Origin of the sequence: Rhizobium sp. BK661, from assembly GCF_024808825.1 — a bacterium.
Taxonomy (GTDB): domain Bacteria; phylum Pseudomonadota; class Alphaproteobacteria; order Rhizobiales; family Rhizobiaceae; genus Rhizobium.
Map to the genome: position 1 here is coordinate 1 of NZ_JANTYT010000029.1, position 19,899 is coordinate 19,899.

Annotated in this window: 17 protein-coding genes and 7 pseudogenes; 11 read left to right on the plus strand and 13 right to left on the minus strand. The window is 56.6% G+C overall.

The features are described from left to right. The first annotated feature begins 173 nt into the window (after positions 1-173). Positions 174-1,547, plus strand: coding sequence for an ISNCY family transposase (locus FHX16_RS29110; RefSeq protein WP_183759097.1), 1,374 nt, complete (start codon positions 174-176; stop codon positions 1,545-1,547). A gap of 359 nt (positions 1,548-1,906) precedes the next feature. Further along, a pseudogene (locus FHX16_RS29115) lies at positions 1,907-2,662 on the plus strand (ISNCY family transposase); the annotation flags it as partial. Positions 2,663-2,836: 174 nt separating this feature from the next. On the opposite strand, the pseudogene FHX16_RS29120 reads toward FHX16_RS29115, so the two are convergent. After that, a pseudogene (locus FHX16_RS29120) lies at positions 2,837-3,163 on the minus strand (VOC family protein); the annotation flags it as partial. 267 nt (positions 3,164-3,430) lie between these two features. On the opposite strand from FHX16_RS29120, the gene FHX16_RS29125 reads away from it, so the two are divergent. Then, positions 3,431-4,003, plus strand: a complete 573-nt coding sequence (locus FHX16_RS29125) for a response regulator transcription factor (RefSeq protein ID WP_183759125.1) — start codon at positions 3,431-3,433, stop codon at positions 4,001-4,003. 182 nt (positions 4,004-4,185) lie between these two features. Next, the gene (locus FHX16_RS29130) at positions 4,186-4,386 is read left to right on the plus strand and encodes a hypothetical protein (protein WP_183865068.1); all 201 of its coding nucleotides are present in this window, start codon (positions 4,186-4,188) and stop codon (positions 4,384-4,386) included. A gap of 43 nt (positions 4,387-4,429) precedes the next feature. Here FHX16_RS29130 and FHX16_RS29135 read toward each other — a convergent pair whose 3' ends face one another. The 5 genes and pseudogenes from FHX16_RS29135 to FHX16_RS29155 form a co-directional block, all read right to left on the minus strand. Continuing rightward, a complete protein-coding gene (locus FHX16_RS29135; protein WP_183865067.1) occupies positions 4,430-4,987 on the minus strand; it encodes a fasciclin domain-containing protein in 558 nt (185 codons plus the stop codon). A 151-nt stretch (positions 4,988-5,138) separates the two neighbouring features. After that, complete coding sequence (locus tag FHX16_RS29140) at positions 5,139-5,792, minus strand: ChrR family anti-sigma-E factor (protein ID WP_183759099.1); 654 nt, start codon at positions 5,790-5,792, stop codon at positions 5,139-5,141. Next, positions 5,789-6,364: a sigma-70 family RNA polymerase sigma factor gene (locus tag FHX16_RS29145; protein WP_246712847.1), complete on the minus strand. Its 576-nt coding sequence runs from the start codon at positions 6,362-6,364 to the stop codon at positions 5,789-5,791. The genes FHX16_RS29140 and FHX16_RS29145 overlap by 4 nt, the downstream gene beginning before the upstream one ends. A 213-nt stretch (positions 6,365-6,577) precedes the next feature. Continuing rightward, positions 6,578-6,996, minus strand: a pseudogene (locus FHX16_RS29150) (DUF2177 family protein). Positions 6,997-7,024: 28 nt separating this feature from the next. Next, positions 7,025-7,390 carry a DUF2147 domain-containing protein gene (locus FHX16_RS29155; RefSeq protein WP_183865071.1) on the minus strand — a complete coding sequence of 122 codons (366 nt, stop codon included), beginning with the start codon at positions 7,388-7,390 and terminating at the stop codon, positions 7,025-7,027. A gap of 129 nt (positions 7,391-7,519) precedes the next feature. Here FHX16_RS29155 and FHX16_RS31510 point away from each other — a divergent pair, with 129 nt between their 5' ends. Beyond that, entirely contained in the window at positions 7,520-7,819 is a 300-nt protein-coding gene (locus FHX16_RS31510; protein ID WP_310503161.1) for a hypothetical protein, read from the plus strand. On the opposite strand, the gene FHX16_RS31725 is transcribed toward FHX16_RS31510, so the two are convergent. Together FHX16_RS31725 and FHX16_RS29165 are read right to left on the minus strand one after the other, a co-directional pair. Further along, entirely contained in the window at positions 7,703-8,491 is a 789-nt protein-coding gene (locus tag FHX16_RS31725; protein ID WP_405049334.1) for an NAD(P)/FAD-dependent oxidoreductase, read from the minus strand. The two genes, FHX16_RS31510 and FHX16_RS31725, sit on opposite strands and share 117 nt — an antisense overlap. Before the next feature lie 59 nt (positions 8,492-8,550). Next, positions 8,551-9,096 (minus strand): annotated as a pseudogene (locus FHX16_RS29165) (Urease operon accessory protein). Positions 9,097-9,236: 140 nt separating this feature from the next. Here FHX16_RS29165 and folE point away from each other — a divergent pair. The 5 genes and pseudogenes from folE (at position 9,237) to FHX16_RS29190 (ending at position 13,677) form a co-directional block, all read left to right on the plus strand. Continuing rightward, on the plus strand, positions 9,237-9,845 hold the full coding sequence (gene folE, locus FHX16_RS29170) for a GTP cyclohydrolase I FolE (RefSeq protein ID WP_183759101.1): 609 nt from the start codon (positions 9,237-9,239) through the stop codon (positions 9,843-9,845). 42 nt (positions 9,846-9,887) lie between these two features. After that, a pseudogene (locus FHX16_RS29175) lies at positions 9,888-10,617 on the plus strand (SDR family oxidoreductase). 18 nt (positions 10,618-10,635) lie between these two features. Then, positions 10,636-12,198 carry a cryptochrome/photolyase family protein gene (locus FHX16_RS29180; protein ID WP_246720228.1) on the plus strand — a complete coding sequence of 521 codons (1,563 nt, stop codon included), beginning with the start codon at positions 10,636-10,638 and terminating at the stop codon, positions 12,196-12,198. Between the two features lie 45 nt (positions 12,199-12,243). Further along, a complete protein-coding gene (locus FHX16_RS29185; RefSeq protein WP_210281074.1) occupies positions 12,244-12,387 on the plus strand; it encodes a DUF2256 domain-containing protein in 144 nt (47 codons plus the stop codon). Between the two features lie 489 nt (positions 12,388-12,876). Then, positions 12,877-13,677, plus strand: coding sequence for an FAD-binding domain-containing protein (locus tag FHX16_RS29190; RefSeq protein WP_259131770.1), 801 nt, complete (start codon positions 12,877-12,879; stop codon positions 13,675-13,677). A gap of 255 nt (positions 13,678-13,932) precedes the next feature. Here FHX16_RS29190 and FHX16_RS29195 read toward each other — a convergent pair whose 3' ends face one another. The 3 genes and pseudogenes from FHX16_RS29195 to FHX16_RS29205 form a co-directional block, all read right to left on the minus strand. Then, a complete protein-coding gene (locus FHX16_RS29195; protein WP_183865062.1) occupies positions 13,933-15,375 on the minus strand; it encodes a YncE family protein in 1,443 nt (480 codons plus the stop codon). A gap of 74 nt (positions 15,376-15,449) precedes the next feature. Further along, positions 15,450-15,839 (minus strand): DUF305 domain-containing protein, encoded by a 390-nt coding sequence (locus tag FHX16_RS29200; RefSeq protein ID WP_259131773.1) that lies wholly within the window; start codon positions 15,837-15,839, stop codon positions 15,450-15,452. Positions 15,840-15,943: 104 nt separating this feature from the next. Continuing rightward, positions 15,944-16,703 (minus strand): annotated as a pseudogene (locus FHX16_RS29205) (alpha/beta fold hydrolase). A gap of 423 nt (positions 16,704-17,126) precedes the next feature. On the opposite strand from FHX16_RS29205, the pseudogene FHX16_RS29210 reads away from it, so the two are divergent. After that, positions 17,127-17,403 (plus strand): annotated as a pseudogene (locus FHX16_RS29210) (IS30 family transposase); the annotation flags it as partial. 338 nt (positions 17,404-17,741) lie between these two features. Here the strand turns inward: FHX16_RS29210 and FHX16_RS29215 are convergent. Both FHX16_RS29215 and FHX16_RS29220 read right to left on the minus strand, forming a co-directional pair. Continuing rightward, positions 17,742-19,340: an MFS transporter gene (locus tag FHX16_RS29215; protein WP_259131774.1), complete on the minus strand. Its 1,599-nt coding sequence runs from the start codon at positions 19,338-19,340 to the stop codon at positions 17,742-17,744. Beyond that, positions 19,337-19,780 carry a DoxX family protein gene (locus tag FHX16_RS29220; protein WP_183865059.1) on the minus strand — a complete coding sequence of 148 codons (444 nt, stop codon included), beginning with the start codon at positions 19,778-19,780 and terminating at the stop codon, positions 19,337-19,339. The genes FHX16_RS29215 and FHX16_RS29220 overlap by 4 nt, the downstream gene beginning before the upstream one ends. Positions 19,781-19,899: the final 119 nt, after the last annotated feature.

Consider the following 19,899-nt stretch of genomic DNA (forward strand, 5'->3'; position numbering starts at 1 on the left):
CGGCCGAAGTCTTCCGAAAGAAACTGCTCGCGCAGATCAGACATGCCGGCTAGCTTGATGAGCCACAAAAGTCGCGGTTCAGCATGAACTCACACCGCAAAGTTAGAATGTCCTGTTTCTGCAAAGTAGAAATGTCACTCTCTCCCCGGGTTTGATGACGGCGGAGATTGCGGATGGGACTGATTGCGATGAGCGAGCGTGATCTGCAGCGGATCGAGATTTTGTCGAAGGTGATCGCCGGCCGGATGACCCTGGTGTCAGCGGCGCATGTGCTTGACCTGAGCGAGCGTCAGGTGCATCGGCTGCTGGAGCGGATGCGGACTGGCGGCGCGGCATCGATCAGACACAAGGCGATCGGTCGGCCATCGAACAACCGGATCAGCGACGGTGTTCGCGATTACGCGGTGACGCTGGTTGGCGAACGCTATGCGGATTTTGGGCCGACCTTGGCAGCCGAGAAGCTCGCCGAACGCGATGGCTTGCGTGTGTCGCGCGAGACACTTCGAAGCTGGATGGCGGATGCCGGACTGTGGCTGTCGCGCAAGCAGCGCCGAACGTTTCATCAGCCGCGGCTACGACGCGAAGCCTATGGCGAGCTGGTGCAGATCGACGGGTCAGAGCATCGATGGTTCGAGGATCGCGGACCGCCGTGCTCGCTGCTGGTGTTCGTCGACGATGCGACCGGGAGGTTGATGCAGCTGCGCTTTGTGCGTTCCGAAAGCGCCTTCACCTACTTCGAGGCACTGGCGCTCTATCTCAAACGTCACGGCGCACCGATTGCCTTTTACTCGGACAAGCATTCGGTGTTCCGGGTGGCGAAGAAGGATGCCAAGGGTGGCCAGGGCATGACCCAGTTCGGGCGTGCGCTTTGCGAGCTAAATATTGAGATTCTTTGCGCAAATTCGAGTCAGGCCAAGGGCCGTGTCGAGCGGATGAACCGGACGCTGCAGGACCGCCTGGTCAAGGAGCTGCGGCTTTCTGGCATTGATACCATGGAGGCAGGCAATGCGTTCTTGCCGGACTTCGTGGAGGACTACAATACGCGATTTGCGATCATCCCTGCCCGCCCAGACGACCTGCACCGGCCGATGAATCTGGCGCCTGATCGGTTGACGGAGATCCTCTGCAAGCGTGAGCAGCGCTATGTCGGATCGCAGCTGACGTTCTCGTTCGAGCGCAAGCGGATCATGCTGGAGGAGACAGAGGTGACGCGTGGTTTGGTCGGTCGCTATGTCGAGACCTATGCCTATGCGGACGGTCGGCTGGATGTGCGTTGGAAAGGCTATTGCCTGCCCTACTCGGTGTTCGACAAGGATCAGCGGGTGACGCATGCGGCGATTACCGAGAACAAGCGGCTGGGTGAACTCCTAGCCTATATCAAGGAGCGTCAGGACCAGCAGGAACAGCCGGTCGTAAAGAGCAACAGTGACAAAAATGGCTATAAGCCGAGGGGTCGCAAGCCCGGAAGGCGCACGGATTACATGAACGATCCGGCGGTGATTGCGCGACGTGAGAAGGCTCTGTTGCGGCAGCAAGCTGCCGAGTGACGGGTCGATTGGATCGTCTCAAAGCTAAAGCCGAAGGGGTGTGTCCCACCCGCCCCCTCCCTTCCCTTGCAACCTGGCCCAGCCGGTCCGGTCGGGGGCTTGCCTCAGTGCAAGTGGACATGGTGAGTGTCGCATTTCTAAATGGCTGAAGACCCGCCCAAGGTGACATTTCTACTTTGCAAATCGGCGGACATTTCAACCTGGCCGCCACAATAGATGTAGGGGCTATTTAGTAATGCGACAGTTGGGCCAGTTAGAGATGCGACAGTCTCGCCTCTCGACGTGCTGGTCAATGCCAACGTTGGGAGCAAGGATGACGACCTCCAGTCTGGTCGAGACCATGAGCGGTCGGAGTCGTCATGTCCTTTATGATCACCATGTCGCAGAAAGAATTGCATCGCCTCGAAGTTATTCAGAAGATCCGTGATCAGCGCCTGAGCGTCGTTCAGGCCGCCGAGCTGCTCGGCCTCAGCCGAAGTCAGGTGCACCGGCTGCTGCAGGCCTATGACCGCTCCGGCGCGACCGGCCTAGTTTCGAAGAAGCGATCACGACCGAGCAATCGGCGCCACAGCGAGGAGTTTCGCAATGCGGCGCTGGATCTGATCCGCGAACGCTATCTGGATTTCGGCCCGACGCTGGCCCGCGAGAAGCTGATCGAACTGCATCAAATCTCGGTGGCCAAGGAGACGTTACGTCAATGGATGACCGAGGCCAGCATCTGGATCTCGCGGCGCGAACGCAAGAAGCGGGTTTTTCAGCCGCGTGGCCGGCGGGATTGTCTCGGCGAACTCGTCCAGATCGACGGCTCGCATCACTGGTGGTTCGAGAACCGCGGTCCCAAATGCGCCCTGCTCGTCTACATCGATGACGCCACCGGCAAGCTCTTGCATCTGCGGTTTGCCGGATCGGAGAACACCTTCGACTACTTCCATGCGACGAAGGCCTATTTGCAGCAGTGGGGCAAGCCTCTGGCATTCTACAGCGACAAGCACGGTGTCTTCCGCCCAGTCCATGCTTCGGAGAAAGACCGGACGAGCGGCCTGACGCAGTTCGGCCGAGCCCTTTATGAGCTTAACATCGACATCATCTGCGCCAATACCCCACAGGCCAAGGGACGGCCCGCCCTATCTCCCGAAGACATGAGCCGTGGCGTTTCAGGGTGCTCGGCGCAATCATTCCAGATCTCGATGATGTCGTCGAACGGAAGTGCGCTTCAGCGGCGCTATCGAAGAGATCATGACCCACACATGCCGATCTATGGCGTCTTCGCAGTTGCAGTTAATTCGACTTTTACCTAGCAAGCGACACGTGTCATCAATATCATCCACGACAAACATAGAGCGCAGGTAGCCGAAGCCATTCACTGGGGCGTTGCGGTGATCTTCGACGACCGATGGGTTTAAGAAGCGGGAAAGCTCCAGCCGGCTATGACCATCCGGCGTGCGCATCATAGCGATCTCGATACGCTGATCGCCCAATCCGGTGATACGTCCAGCCCACTCTCCTTCGACCGTGGCCCGCCCCTCGAGTTCGAGACCAAGATCGTGAAAGAAATCAATCGTCGCTTCGAGATTCTCTACGACGATTCCTATATTGTCCATCCGCTTGAGTGCCATGTTTATACACTCCAGTGCGCCGTTTGATTTTACGATCTGTCGCCTTGTCGTAGAAGGGCGCGCGTCTCCAAGGCGCCGCAGCACTGGACACTCGTCCTGACGGTCGCCGATCCCTCCGACCCAAGGGCTTCACGAGCGGTCTGCAAGACCGCGAGCAACCTGACGAAGTTCCGCAAGGCATATAGATCTGATCTGAACAAGAAAATCACCGTAGATAAGGGGCTAGCTTTGTTCGCTGCAGTCCCAAGGGGTCCCTAGGAGGAGGCAATGGAAGGAACACCCGACCAGCCCGATGTAGTAGATGGTGAGTCTACGGAACGCTTGAACGTGCTCTTGGTAGACGACGACAACGCTTTCGCGCATCGACTTGGCAAGGCCCTAGAAGATCGCGGTCTGAATGTCGAAATCTGCACGACGATTGAGAACGCGGGCTCTGTTATCAGGCTCGGCCACCTTGATATACTTATAACTGATCTACGCATCGGCGACGAGAACGGTCTTGAACTCGTGAAGCTTTGTAGGGAAGTTTCGCCCAACATCAAGTCGCTAGTCCTTACTGGCTATGGCCACGTCAGCGCTGTTGTTTCGGCGGTGAAACTCGGTGCGACCGAGTTCTTGAGCAAGCCCGCCGACGCAGACGAGATTTTGGAGATACTCGGACTAAGCCAGCCTGAAGAGCAAAGTGGCGGCCCTTGTCTAACGCCTGCCGAACAGGTTCGATGGGAACATATCAACAGGGTATTGGCTGAAAACGGGTACAACATTTCCATGACAGCGAGGTTGCTGAGATTGCACCGGCGGACTTTGCAGCGACTGTTGACCCGTGGCCAGCCGCGCTGATGACTACAACATAAACACAGTTGATTTTGTTTTGATCCGCGGTTCGAGCACTCCGTAATAAGTCCGTTCCATGCAGAGCCCTAAAGCGATGGAACCGGCTCCACACCCCAGGAGCTGACGCGGATCGGCATCGGATCCGCAAGGGCCGGCCTCCGCCGGCCCTTTATTGGAGGAATTTATCAATGGACTACGAAGACGGCATGACAGTGTTTTACGATCCGGTATCAAAGACGGTAATCGTTGTCTTCCGCGGAGTAACTACGATACTGAAAGGACCCTTCGAGAGTGCACGCAGTGGCGTCTCCGCTGGTGAAGACCTGTGCACTAAACTCGGTTGGCGTTCGAACCGGCCGGATGTGGATGCTGACTTCAGTCAAACGTGAACATATAAAGTGCCGCGCCGAGAGTATCGGCCCGGCAGCCCAATCACATCTTGGGAAGCAGAACTTTATCGATCACGTGGATCACGCCGTTCGACTGCTTGACGTCAGCTATCGTCACCGTCGCCGTTCCTCCTGCCTCGTCAGTGAGCGTGATCTTGCCCATGTTCTCTTTAGCCTTCAAAACACAGCCGCCGACCGTCTTGATGTCATGTTCGCCGCCATCATCCTTGATCATCTTGGCGACGGTGCTGGCCAGCGCATCAGCGGCAACCACGTGGCAAGTCAGAATTTTGGTGAGCTTTTCTTTGTTTTCGGGCTTGAGTAGAGTCTCGACGGTTCCTTTCGGAAGCGCCTCAAAGGCTTCGTTGGTCGGAGCGAACACGGTAAGCGGCCCTTTCCCTTCAAGTGTGGAAACCAGGCCCGCAGCCTTGACGGCAGCGACGAGCGTCGTGTGATCCTTCGAATTCGCGGCGTTTTCGACGATGTTCTTGTCCTCGAACATCGCCGCTCCACCGACCTTAGGGTTGGCGGCATATGCAGCCAAGCAGCCTGTCATCATGCTGGCCAACGCGACTGCCGAAACTACCAGAAATTTCTTCATAATCTTCTCCTCTCAATGCCGGCCTCTTGGCTCGGTAGAGGTTCTACGAATAACCGCCGCTCCGGTTCAAAAACGAAGAAAGATCGTGCAAAGTGATCTGCACAAGAGGCTGTGAGCAGGTCTGCGATTGTTGGATCGATGATACTGACCGTCAAATCCCGAGGATTGGCTGTATCAACCGCAAAAACCTGCTCTTGAAGCGTAGCGGCGCCTCGGTCACGGCAAGACATATACAATCTTTGCCAGCATCAGCCTTAGGCTGATGCATCAAGCTGTCGTCGGCCATCTCGACATCGCCTCGCGCAAATGTCGAAACCTCGTCGCTGAAGCTCCCGTCAAGCACCAGCGTCAATTCCACGCCCCGGTGAGAATGCTCCGGGACCGGCTGACCGGCAGCAATCTTGAGCAGTCGCACTGTCGTTGTCTCGTCGCCGGTCGGTATCATCATTTGGGCAGCGCCGCGCCCGAGCTGGCGCCACCTTAGACCGCCCGCTGCGTCGATATAGGTCCTCAAAGGTTCCGGATATGTCCGATCCGAAGCGAAACGATTTTTGATTGGCACAACCTTGTCGATCTGGCCTGCATCGATTTTTGCTTTTAGACTTTGCCAGCTTTGCGAGACATCGGCATCATCAGCGGATTCACTGTCGATAAAATACCCCCCAACGCTTTCGAAGGTCGACAGCTCCGATCTGCATGCCGGGCACAAGGCAAGATGGGTCGCCACAGCAACGCTCCAGCCTTCAGCCAGGGTCCCGGCCGCATATTGCTGGAGCATGTCGCCGTCCAGATGATGTTTTATCATTTGGCTTCGTCCTGAAGCGCTGTACGAAGTTTCTCGCATGCAAGTCGTATCCTTGATTTCACCGTTCCAATTGGGAGGTTTAGTTTTTCTGCGATCGTCGAATGGGTGAGCCCTTCGAAAAACGACATGCGCAGCACTTCGGCATATCTCCCCTTCAAATTTGTCATTGCGCGGCGTAGCGCTGCAGCGCTTTGCTGACGCTCGATTAGCACGTCAGCGGCCTCAAACTCATCCGGGACGAACGCCGGATCGTTTGGATCGAAATCAGGCTTTATAGCTCTGCGAACAGAGTCTATCATCTGATTTCTGGCGATCGTGAATATCCAGGTCGACGCCTGCGCCCTAGACGGGTCGAAAAGCGCAGCCTTGTGCCAGACGCGCATCATCGTCTCCTGCGCCAACTCCTCTGCCAGTATCCGGTTTCCTCTCGTCATTTTCACCATGTAAGAGCGCACGCGCGGATAAAAGTGCCTATAGAGGAGTTCGAACGCGCCGATATCGCGCGAATCTACCACCGCGGCCATCAACACCCTGATCCGTTCTGCATCTAAGCTAACGGTTTCTTCCTCCAATTTACCGACCTTTCGCGCCCCGCCCGACGACGTCGGCCACACTTTCGCGTCGGCGCATGTGGCTCGAAGTACTCCGGTTCGAAGCGGCATCTGTATATTCATGGCGTAACCTACGCATCAGCGCGCTGCTGGATCAAAAAATGAATTCAGAAATTTGCCTCGAGCTATCTGCTTGGGCTTGGATAACCCCGGCGCCGACATCGCGTGCGAGCATCAAAGGCGCGCCACAGTGCCAAAGATCCGCTGCGTGACCCAAAACCCAACGCCTGATGCTGCCGCCGACAAGACCGTTTCCCAGATAAGGTCGGCGACCGTCAAGCCAGTCGACCAGTTTCTCAGGGTGGACTGGTTGGTCAGGTCATAGGTGGCATAAGCCATGAAACCGACGGCAGCGCCGTAGATGATTGCTGTCGCTATCGATCCTGAGATGTACCCTGTCCTGACAGCGAGGAGGTCAGCCCAGCGGCGTAGACCAGGTAGAAAGCCACTGCCGGCGCCAATCGGAACTGCGGCGCAAGCATCTCGCCCAACGTCGGTCGATAGAGACGGTCGGCCATGGTGCTCAGCCAGACAAAATCGATTGCGACGAAGGCGATCAGCGTTGCGGTGTAGGCGGTCAGGTAAGTTTTCATACGGGGCTCCCAGATGGATTTTTCGAGCTCAGTTTATGCGCGTCCATTCCACGCCCTTGCAGATCAAACCGGCGATGACACAGCCTTTCGTGGTCATCCTATCGCCATCGACTTTGACTGTAAGCTTGTAGATCAGGTCGCGTTGCGGGTCGAAAGCGGTGCCCGGGTAGCTGCCCTCGCTGTCTTCCGTGATGGACATAACCAGTTTGTCACCTACCTTCTCCTTCGGCGTGCCGGGCTTTATCCAAGTGTTGACCGCGCAGATATCAGCGCCGCACGACGCAATACGCACACGCGCATTTCCGCCTGCGCGCGCCCAGTTGCCGTTTATATCGGAGGCTTCAGCAGGGATGCCGCTCCAACAAGAAAAACGGGAATTGCCCAGGCAAACGATTTCGCTCTGTTCCTTCCGTTCGCTGTCGCGAGCCTGATGACCTTTATCGGGCTACGATACGCGGGGCTTTGGCGCCGATAAAGAGACATCATAAACTGAAGTGCAAATTAACGATCCAGGGAGGTCTCAATGAAAAATCATCTCAGTAGCGTACGGCCGTTCATGCTCGCGCTTGCCGTCATTGCGTCGGCAACGTGCCTCGCACAGGCCGAACCCGATGGCGTGAAGGTCGAACCAGACCATTACCGCGGCATCTGGCTGGAGGCCGCCAGAAGACCCATGTATCTGACCTACGGCTGCGTCGCGGGCTACTCAACCTATAGGCCCGGCCCATCGAACGGCATCAAGAGGCATATCGACGTTGTCATCGGCCCAAACGCCATTGGAATTAACAACAAGAGAAGCGGGCTCTGGACGAGCCGGTTTTGAGTGGTTGTAGGCTATCCATCCAATAACTGGATCCGATACACGAGCGGCGGCGAAGAGCTCGGGAGGGTGAGAATTTCGCTTTATCATCAGCGTGAAACATGCGTGCATGCCAACCTCCCGCAAGGTTTCATGGTGGGAAAAGCTGGCGGGCAAGAGCGCCGCACTTTGTGGCGCCGGCGCAGTCGCAACGATCCAGTCGAACGGCCCCTCCACAAGTTCGCCGGAGTGTATAAGCCAGCGACCAGGCTCTCCGCCGATCTCTGCCACCCGGCAGTCAAGACGGATATCGAGGCCCTTCGCCATCGCTTTCGTCAAGGCGGTCATAGAGGGAACGGCAACATACCTTGTCGTGCTTGGAACCACGTGTCGCGCCGGACCACCTGCGGTCAACGACACCACATCGCCTGTCCAAGGCTTGACCAAACCCACCCCGCAAGCCTGCTCTATTTCCCTGCGAAAATCCTGATCCCGTACTGTGAAATATTGTGCGCCGTGATCGAACGAGACGTCGTCAATCCTGCGTGTCGCCATCCGACCGCCGACGCCTCTGCTTTCTTCGAAGACGATCACGTCTGCAATTTTCTGCAGTGACCTAACAATAGTCAGCCCCGCAATACCCGCCCCTATAACCCCAACTCGCAGCCGTTCCGCCATTCGAGTTACGCCTCCCATTTCTGCTGCTGCCTCGCGTCACCGTATTTGCTGCCGGTTCGCTCCGCAGACGTCAGGCTTCACAGCCTTCGCAATTGCCCTTGCGCGATCAGCCGATCGACGAAGCCGCGCTCGGCGTCGAACGGATGCCCATCCCATCCCTGATGCGAGAAGCCAGCGAGTAAAACCTGATCGCCAGACGCTGCAACCTCGCCGATCACTTAGGCTATAGTGATTAATCCAGAGCTCGGCACAATGTACGCGCCCGGCATGAGCCCTCGCAGCTCCAAATCCAAGAGATCATGATATCGGCGTGGAATCACCGCAAAGCTTTTGCCGGTGTTAGTGGCGAAGCTTGCAAAGCTCTCAGTATAATCGTCACAAAAATCGTTGAGCTCGGGATATTGTATCGCGAAGACCGGCATGAGTTCGGCAAACCTTGAAGTCTCGCTCATTGCGGCAGCAGGACGGCCAGTATTGCAGACCGCGACGATATCCGTTCGACGGCCGCCCTCGCCGACCGAGCGACAGCCATTGAAGCGAACGACAAGATCACTGCCGTCAATTGCACGCGCTTCACCGCGCGAAAATGAACCGTTGCCAACTATCACGATTGTTCGCGCCATCTCTCTGCTCCACGGTAACTGCATGCTTACGAGGCAATCGCGAAACAGATCAAAAAATTGGAACCTAATGCGCTGGAAATTTGATCCGACCGATGGGTGGCGTCGTACCATCTGGGTTGTCATAACGAAGGACATTTCTAATGGACGCAACCGCCAACGATACCGACTTTCTAGCGGCCGCGGAAATACCAACTCAGGAGGAAGCCGAGGCCGCCGTGCGGACCTTGATCCGCTGGTCTGGCGACGACCCGTCCCGTGAAGGTCTCCTCGATACCCCGGCGCGTGTCGCCAAAGCTTATCGGGAACTTTTCGCCGGCTATGACACAGCGCCGGAAGACGTTTTGGCGAGGATCTTTTCCGATGTCGCCGGTTACGGCGACATGGTGGTCGTCAAGGACATCACATTCCATTCGCATTGCGAGCATCACATGGTGCCGTTTCATGGTGTTGCCCATATCGCGTATTTCCCTGATGGCGGCGTCCTTGGACTTTCAAAAATGGCACGAGTCGTGGACCTTTATGCCCGTCGGCTGCAGACGCAGGAAACAATGACGTCGCAGATTGCAAAAGCCCTCGACGAGAGCCTTCGACCAAAAGGCGTGGCCGTCATGATTGAAGCGGAGCACATGTGCATGGCGATGCGCGGCATTCAAAAGCAGGGTGCCAAAACCATAACTACGACATTCATGGGCCAGTTTGAAGGCTCTGCGCAGGATCAGTCGCGCTTCATGATGCTGGTGTGCGGCTGATTGTCCGAGCTGGAACCATCCGATTTGCAGGGAGTACGTTCAATGGCGGGGAAGCTGGTGACATCGTTAGACCCCGGATACTCGGCCCTCGGGTCCAGTGGCGGCATCGGCCATGCGATCGCCAATTGCTTGGAAGCCGATCCCAATTGTTCAAACACGGTTCAGGTTTTGCGCCGTGATGATCAGCTTGGCATCACTGACGAAGAATCCGTCCATCGCGCAGCCGATCGGTTTCAATCAACGTCGTTCGATTTGATTGTGTGCGCGACGGGAGCTCTCACCATAGATGATGCCGAGCCGGAGAAGTCGATCGGACAGATTTCGCAAAACCGCCATGATGAACCAGTTTGCCGTCAATGCCATTGGACCGGCATTGTTACTGAAGTACTTCGTTCCGTTGCTCGCCAGGAAGAAACGGGTGATCTTCGCATTCCTGTCGGCGCGCGTCGGGTCGATCGGCGACAATCAGCTCGGCGGCTGGATTTCTTATCGATCCTCCAAGGCCGCGCTGAACCAGATCGTCCACACTGCCGCGATCGAAGTGTCCAGGGCAAATCCCGCATCGGTGGTCGTCGCAATGCATCCAGGCAGTGTTGCCACATCCCTGTCGGATGGATTTTCCTCCGGTCACGAAAGGTCGGAGCAAGACGACGCCGCGCGATCCGTTCTTCAGGCGCTTGACGCGCTAGAGCCCGCAAATACCGGCGGCTTCTTCGCATATGACGGGAGCTCAATCGTTTGGCATCAGACATCGCAAATGCTTCGCTGGTGACCAGAACCTGATTAGACCTTGCAAGAGGCTTCGTTGAAACGTGCTCGCAACCTGATCTTTGTGCTTGGCGATCAGCTATCGCTCTCGCTGTCCAGCTTCGATGATGCTGACCCGAAGCACGACGTCATCGTTATGTGCGAGGTCATGGAGGAGGCCTCATATGTCCATCACCATAAACTGAAAATCGCGCTGATTTTCTCTGCGATGCGCCACTTCGCAGCAGAACTCCAGGATCGAGGCTTCTATGTCCGTTACACAAAGCTCGACGATCCCGACAATTCCGGTTCCTTCACCGGTGAACTCAAACGAGCTGTTGAGACTTTACGACCGCGACGTATTGTCATCACCGAGGCCTCCGAGTGGCGAGTCCTTGAGGAAATGGGAAAATGGCACGAAACCATCGGTGTCTCGGTCGAAATACGAACAGATGGCCGTTACCTCTGTTCGAAAGCCGAATTTCAAGATTGGGCACGGGACCGCCGATCCCTGACGATGGAATATTTCTACCGGGATATGCGGCGCCGGACCCGACTCCTAATGAGCGGAACCGACCCGGAAGGCGGCCGATGGAACTTCGACGCTGAAAACCGCAAGCCGGCGAAGCCCGATCTTCTTCGGCCGCGGCATCCACTCTACCGTCCCGATAAGACGACCACGGAGGTGCTTGGGCTTGTCGAACGGACATTTCCGAAAAATATGGGGTCGACCGCAAATTTTTCATTTGCGGTAACGCGCGCCGACGCCGAAGGGGCGGCGCGGACTTTTATGAAAGAGTTCCTGCCGAATTTCGGTGAGTCACAGGATGCGATGCTGAGTGAGGATCCCTTTCTCAATCACGCGCTCTTATCGTTTTACATCAATATCGGTCTGCTCGATCCTTTGAATCTTTGCCGTCAGGCGGAACGAGCCTACATCGAGGGCGACGCTCCACTCAACGCCGTGGAAGGTTTTATTCGGCAAATCATCGGATGGCGCGAGTTTATCCGTGGTATCTACTGGTTGAAGATGCCGGGATACGAAAAGAGCAACGTCTTCGAGGCGCACAGACCGCTTCCCGAGTTTTTTTGGACCGGCGATACCGACATGGCCTGTGTTTCGGATGTGATCACAAAGACGATCACCCACGCCTACGCCCATCATATCCAGCGCCTGATGGTGGTCGGCAATTTCTCGATGCTCGCGGGGCTCAATCCGTTTGAAGTGCATCAATGGTATCTCTCGGTTTATGCGGACGCCTTCGAATGGGTTGAGTTACCCAACGTCATCGGCATGAGCCAATTCGCCGATGGCGGCTTCATGGCGTCCAAGCCATATGCGGCCAGTGGCGCCTACATTTCCCGGATGTCTGATTACTGCAATGGCTGCCGATACAAGGTCGCCAAAAAGATCGGCGACGATGCCTGTCCGTTCAACTCGCTCTATTGGGACTTCATGGATCGTAATGCGGCGGGATTGTCTAAGAACCATCGCCTCTCACAGGTCTTGTCCACATGGCGGCGAATGGATGAGGACAAAAGGCACACCTACCGCCAGAGCGCTGCAGCTTTTCTAAAAAAGCTGGATAATCGAGAGCGTGTTTAATTTCTCCCGAAAGCGCACAGGAAGGGCTGGCACCACGTGACGAAGATGGTCAAAAAATCCGATCTGCGGAGAAAAATCTGTTACGCCTGTGGGTTGCCTTTCGCTTGGCGACGAAAGTGGGCAAAGAACTGGGGCGATGTGAAGTTCTGTTCGGATCGCTGCCGGCGTTCGAAAGCGGCCAAAATTTGAGGAGTTTGTCTTCCTGTACCGGGGTAAGCGAGTGTTAGCCGCAAATCACCTGAGGGTTGAACCGCGCCCCGCCCGGCAGCGTAACAGCTCTAGTTCGAAATCTGAGACAAACATGCTAACCTTGAAAGAAACGCCACCTGAGCAAACAGAGTTTCGTAAGCCGCGATCACGCGCTGCAACGACTGGAGGAATTCCTGCCTGCAGCGGGCTCGCAATACGCTCGATTGCGGAACTTCGATCGGGGCACCGGGCAGCATGTGCATGTTTCGCGGCTGTTGGCAGCACTGCGGCGTCGGGTCGTCTGTGAAGCCGAGGTGATCGCGGCAGTCGTGGCGCGGCACGGGATCGTCCAAGCTGAAAAATTCATCAGTGAGATTTTCTGGCGGACATACTGGAAGGGCTGGCTGGAGCAGCGGCCGGCGGTGTGGACGGGCTACATGAATGAGCTGGACAGAGCGCACGCTCGATCATGATTATGGTATGTGCCAGATGCATGACGCCGCCTGCGAGGGCCTCAGCGGAATTGACTGCTTCGATGCCTGGGTCGTGGAACTGAGAGACATCGGTTATCTTCACAACTGGGCCAGGATGCAATTCGCCTTGATCTGGACGTTTACGCTTGGTCTACCCTGGGAGCTGGGCGCCGCCTTCATGTTCAGCCATCTTGTCGATGTTAACCCGGCGTCCATCACCTTGTCCTGGCGCTGGGTCGCGGGACTGCACACGAAAGGCAAGGCCCATCTTGCCGATGCTGACCGCATCCGCGCTATGACCAACGGCCGGTTATCTCCCGAGGGTATCGCGCGGAAGGCAGTCATTCCAGCTGACGGCATCATCGTGCCACCACCCCCTCCGGTTCGAGATTTTACGCGCTCGGATAAAGCGCAAGCGGCCATGGTGCTGATAACCATCGAGGATCTCTCGCTCGAAACACTGCCTGAAATGCATGAAATTGCGATCAAGGCGATTGCGGTTTTAACAGCTGAACATGAACGGGATCGTATGGCGCTGAACGATGCGCTGAGATGGGCAGCAAACACGTGGCCGCAGGCCGCTGTTCTGGGGTCACCGGAAGAGGACGGGTTTCGAACTGCAAAAGCGCTGGGTTGCGGTCAGGTGATTACAGGCTTTTCGCCTATCGGTCCAACAGCTCGAAGGCTCGATATGCTGGGGCAAACGGCTGCCGGCCGCGGAATGCTGTTGGCAGAACACTTGCGAAGCTGGGACCAAAAGGCATGGCCCTTTTGCGCAAAGGGTTCCATGCCCTCAAACAGCGCACTCCACTTTTGATCAGTAGAATGCTATTGCCAAGGTTTGCCATCATTGCGATCAACAAGCTCACGATTACGTACGCCAAGCGCCTAATCGTGGGGTGTTCAGGTGAATATGGGGAGCCGACCACGGGCGGTGGGGCACCGAGTCCAGCGGCGGACGCACGAATGATCCTCATCATTAGACGATTCCCGATAAGAGTTGTGCTTTTCTAACGGCGCTGATCCAACGCTAGGTAAAGGAAAGGCGATCGAGTCGAACACCCTCAATTGTCTACTTGGCAGACACTTGGACTTGCAGGACGCGTCCGGCGCGGCCATCAATTGAGGCCGCAATCACCAGGAAGCGTTTCTCGTCCTCAAGGTCAGGTTCCACGATCTGACGGATGGGCCCAACAGCATTGACGATAGCCGCGCCTGCGGGATTTGTCGTAAAAGATGCTAAGGCCTGCAATGTTCCTCCGCCGTTAGGGTCCGAAGAAAGCGCCAGAATGTAGGGTGTCTTTGGGTCAAGCCCGGTCACGGATGCCTGCAGGACTTGAGTAAGGCCCTGGTCAAAAAGGCTGACGCTTGTTTTGGCTTTATTTCCTACGTCGACTGAGACAAGCTCTAGATGCGCAGCCTCGCCGGCTTTGCCAAGGGCTGTCAGATTCTGCGTCCCATTTCCGACTGGGACTGCGTTCGGCACGTATATTACAGCCTGAGGCGCTTGTCCTATTGGGATGTTCGCGATGACCTTGTTGTCAGCGGTGTCTATCACAGCGAACTGATCTGCGTTTTCCAGACCAACGTAGACGCGACTTCCGTCACCAGACGGCCAGATGCCGTGGGGTAGGAAGCCAACCGGAATGGTTGCTACCAGCTCAAAATTGTCAGTGCGGTATACTTTCACCTCGTTGGCACCTCCAACCGTGACATAGGCGAATGTGCCATTTTTATTCACGACAATGTTGACATGATTGGTAATGGGCCCCGTATCAATTGTCTCGATCAAATTGAAAGGTGGCTGCGCGTTGAACACCTGGGTCTTTCCAATATCCTTCAAAGTAAACCAGACCTGCTTTCCATCTGGCGATGCAGCTATGTTTGGGCAGAACGGACTTGCCTGCTTGACGCGTCCCACGATTTGATAATTGGCAACGGTCACTATAACGGTCTCGGGATTGAAAGACGAACAGATGTAGCCGTACTTGCCGTCCGGCGAGAATATCTGCATCCCGGGACCCGGCGGCACCTTGATGCGTGTCCTTTCTTTAAAACTCGCGACGTCGATAACGGACACATAATCCTCGCCTCGAACGGTCACCCAGACTTCTTCGCCGTTAGGCGTGAAGAATGCCTCATGTGGAGACCGACCGACGTAAGTTGTGTGCTTCACCGCGTTGGTAGCGGTGTCGATGAACGATACGGAGTTCGAGCCAATAGAGACAACGGCCAAGGTCTTCTTATCAGGCGAGAAACCCATCCCGTGGACCAGGACTTGGCCTTTATAAAGCGGACTAAGATTACCGGGCTGCGGATCGCCCAGCTTGATCACTCCAAGAAGCTTGTTAGCAGAAGGGTCAACTACCGATACCGTGTTAGAAAATTGTTCAGCAGCGTAAGCCCGATCACGACTGCTGACCGCAATGTCAGGGTCGGAAGCTGCAAATGGGACTTGCCCGGCCCAAGAGCAAATTGGAGTAAGCGCGGCGAATACGATGATGGTTGACTTCATGCACATAAAAACCTCCCTGTCGCTTCCAAAGTTGCACACAAGCTGGTAAAATGCTCATGACGAAACGTACTCAATCACCTCGCTCCGAGCGGGGGAGCCGGTGGCGGCACGTCTCCAACCGCCCTCTTCATCGAGACAATCTCTTGTCCCTGAGTAACTATGATTTCTTGAGCTAACCGCCTCAGCGGTTCATTCTTCCCGAACCGCAGATACACTAAAGCCATATCTATTGCGCCTTGATGATGTGGTGCCATCATTGCGACGAAGTCACGATCCACATCGCCCGTATGACGCACGGCCATCTGCGCCATCATCTTTTCCATCGCAGCATTCGTTTCATCGAGCCAACCGTTGACCGCCACTGAGTCCTGAGTAGTGGGCTCCCTTTTATGGTGGTGCTCACCTGCAAAAGACCACGATGTCCACACCACGGTAGCTGCTAGGAATACTTTTGAATTTGACATATCGAGATTCCCTTTGCGGTGAGGCCGCCATTGTCCCAGCGAGGAAGCCTAATCGCTTTTTGTGTGAACTTCCCGCCCTCGCCGGTTAGAAATAATCGGTTCGGCTATTCGGACTTTTCGATGATCTCTACGACCGTGTCTGGGTGCGATATCATAATCACATGCGAACCGCCCTTTATGACTACGGCCTCTTTGGATCCGGCCCTCTTCGCCATCCAAGCATGCGCTTCGGCCGGAATGTTCTTGTCGGCGTCTCCGTAAATGAACCTGGAAGGAATATTTTTCCAGCTCGCAACTGTAGATGCCTCTGACACAGCGACGTCTGTCACAGGCCGTTGCGCTGCGCCATAACGGCAGCGCCGGCTTTTGGCACATCGGCAGCAAACTGTTGAGCGTCTTGCTTGATGTAAAAATCGCTTGTCTTACCATCGAGTTTGATAGGCGCGGCTAGAGTGGGCGGCAAAAACGTGCTACCAGGAAATCGATTAGTTAACGAAGAGCAGTCGCGCCTATATCTGGTGCGAAAGCAGCGACAAAGACAAGAGACCTCACCTTTGCATTGCCCGCAGCTACTTCATTGATGACAGAACCCCCGTAAGAATGTCCGACAAGAATGACGTCTCCCGGCAAAGAGTCGACGATCTTGCGAACGTACGCACCGTCACCTGTGACACTCCTCAGCGGATTAGATGCAGCAGCAACTGGATATCCATCTTGCTCCAGCTTCGCGATCACCTTACTCCAGCTTGACGAATCCGCGAAGGCACCGTGTACTAGGACCACTGTCGGTTTTTCTTGTGAGTGAGCGATGTTCACCCCAACAATAGCGATAGCTGCGAGTGTGATAAGTGCCTTGATTACCATATCCTTCCTCCTTATGATCAGACATTTGTACGCACGCTGTATCAAATGGATCATCTACATTGTGGGAAGTGAACAGCGGTGCAACCGGCCGAGGCCGATTGCGGACCTTGTGTCGCGAAGCGTATTTCGAACAAAAGGCCGTAACCAGTTCCTTGTGAATCTCCAGAGGGCTTTCCGGAATATCCGTCTCAATGGTGGCGTTGCGCACCAAAGAACCGACTAAGCCGTTGAGGCCGTCTTCGACAACCCCATCAAATGCAGAGCGCACCGGCCATATACAGAAAATCTGCCACAGATCGGCGACGTTGCCAGTCGCTTGTCTCTCGCTGATAGACGCCTTCACGCTGTCGCCAGCTTCAGTATTTTCGCCATTCTGGCCCCTATACGCAGCTTGCTCTCGCCGACCAACGACGCCTACATCAGCTGGTGGTGGCAAAAGTGCCTGTCAACGAAATGGCCCGTCAGCTTGGCCGCCATCGTTCGACGATTTACCCCGAGATCAAGCGCAACACGTTTCGCCATCGTGAACTGCCGGACTACGACGGCTACTACAGCACGGTAGCTCACGATATCTCTAAGGACCGGGGACACCGGCTGAGAAAGCTGCGGCGGCACCCGAATTTACGCACGGAGATCATCAGCCAGTTGGAGGCACGCTGGTCTCCGGAGCAGATCGCCGGGCGCCTGTTGTTGGAGGGGCGCAGCCTCGTCGCATGCGTCGGCGACGTCACCTTGCAGGTTGATTTCCGAAAGCATCGTGCGGCTTTGATCCCCAACTGCGCCGTGCAAGTGCTAGCGAGTATCGAGCGGTAAAAGAACAATTGCCAGTGAGAAGCCGAAGGGGAATGTTATCACCCGAAGGGTAGGAAGGGAGGGAAACTTCATTTCTTGACCTCTATTTCTGTTAGGTGCCGCGACGTCGCTCCAGCTTTGACGCCAGATGCCAGCTTCAACAATTTCATCAATTGTTTCGAGTTCATTGCGCGTGGCGGCATAATGGGCTGGGCGGCCGAAGCCGCCGCCCTGCCCAAGTCTTCATCATGCGGCACCAGGCCGATTGATCGTCAGGAAGTGACGGACAACAGGTTTCTCGGGACCGACATGGTAGGCCAGCACCTTGCCCTGCAGGTCGGCGTCGGCGTTGGAGACCCGCTTGTGCTGGCGAAGATGTTCAGCCCAGGATTCCACCATGAACCATTCGACGATCTTTTCCGGGTCAGCCGAGTCCTCGGTGACACCCCAGCCATAGGCACCATCGCGGCGGCGTTCGTTGGAAAGATGATCGATGGCGTGCAGGAATGCGCTGCGGTGCTGCTTCTCGACCTTGTACTCGATCAGGATCAGAACCGGACCACGGTCATGGGCAACGGGTTCCGCAACAAGCGGCTCAGGCCAGTGATTGGACGGCACCATGTCGGCATCGCCTGCAGGAAGCTTCACGCGGTGCATGATGAACCCGGCCACAAGCAGTCCGGCGGCTCCGATGAGCAGGGTCGATTGGATGCCGACAGCCTCGCCGACCGCGCCCCAACCAAGGCTCCCGGCAGTCATCGCACCATTGAAGACGGTGAGGTAGACGGCGAGGCCGCGACCACGCACCCAGTTCGGAAGAACAGCCTGGGCCGCGCCGTTGAGCGTTGTCAGAGCAGTGATCCATGCCGCACCGAGGAACAGAAGAACGATGATGGCAACGATCTTCGGCGGGGCGAGTGACAGGACACCCATAACCGCAGCGGTGATCAGCGCGGCACCGAGAAGCAGGCCGTCGGAACTCAGGCGTTCGCGCAGCTTCGGCATGACCAAAGCGCCACCAATCGCGCCTGCACCGACTGCACCGAGCAGGATGCCGTAGAAGCTGGCATCACCACCCAGCAACTGCCGGGCCACGAGCGGAAGGAGCGCCCACACGGCGCTGGCGAAGGCGAAGAAGATCGAGGCGCGCAGGAGGACGACGTGGAGCGGTTTGCTCGAGCGGGTGTAGCGAAGCCCGGCCCGGAAGGCACCGAAGAAGTTCTCCTGCAGCGCGTCGTTTGCATTCTTCGCCCGTGGCCACCAGACCAGAGCTGCGATCACCACGGCGTAGCTTGCGACATCGGCGCCGTAGGTGATCCCCGCTCCAAAGGCTGCGAGAAGCAGGCCGCCCGCGGCAGGCCCGATGGAGCGGGCAATGTTGATGCCAAGCGAGTTCAGCGCCACGGCGCTCTTGACATCCTCGCGCTTCACCAGTTCCGGAACGATGGCCTGCCAGGTCGGACCCATGAGCGCCGCACCGATCCCGCCGAGGAAGGTCAGACCGATCAGCGCGCTGACCGACAGCATGCCCGTCTGGGACAGGATCATGAGCGAGATGCTGACGGATGCCAGCAGGAGCTGGACGGCGATCAGGAACTTGCGGCGATCGAGGATGTCGGTGAGAACGCCCGCAGGAATGGCAAGCAGGAAGATCGGCAGGGTTCCGGCCGCCTGGACCATGGCGACCGCGGCCGGCGATGCCGAAAGATCCGTCATCAGCCAGGAGCTTGCGACGTCGCGCATGAAGCTTCCGGTATTGCCAAGGACGGTGGCGATCCAGAGAACCGCAAATACAGGCTGTGCGAGTGGCGCGAAGGTTCCGCCGGATGCTTTTGCCGCGCTCATTTGCCTGCTCCCTTTGTGAGGTCGAATGCGGCGACGAAGAGGAATGCGCCAGCGAGGCCAACATGTTCAAAGAACGCGTTGGTCGCCATCATACGGTCCATGCCGGGAGCCATTTCCCAGAAGCGGAGGGCGATGAAGGTCGCGAGAAGTGTGAAGCCAGCCAGCGCCAGGGCGCCTGCCCAACGCAGAACGCCCGAGACCACCATGGCTGAAGCCGCCAGTTCGAACACGATGACGGCGACTGCGAAGAAGGCGGCTGGGTGGAGACCGAAGTGGTCCATTTCGGCCAGTGCGCCGTTGAAATCGAAGATCTTGGTGAGCGGACCCTGGATGTAGGCGGCGCAGAGCGCAAGCAGCGACACGGTTCGCGTGACCGGAGAGGCGACGATGCGTGCCAGACTGCTCCGGACTGGATTCGACATAGGGGATTGGTGGGTCATATCTGCTCCTGCGTTCGCCGATCTGTTCGAGCGGCTGCGTTTGATGGAGCGATATTGGCTGGTTAACATCTTACCAACAATTGCAGCAATCGTTTCGATTTAATTGCTGTTTTTGAAAT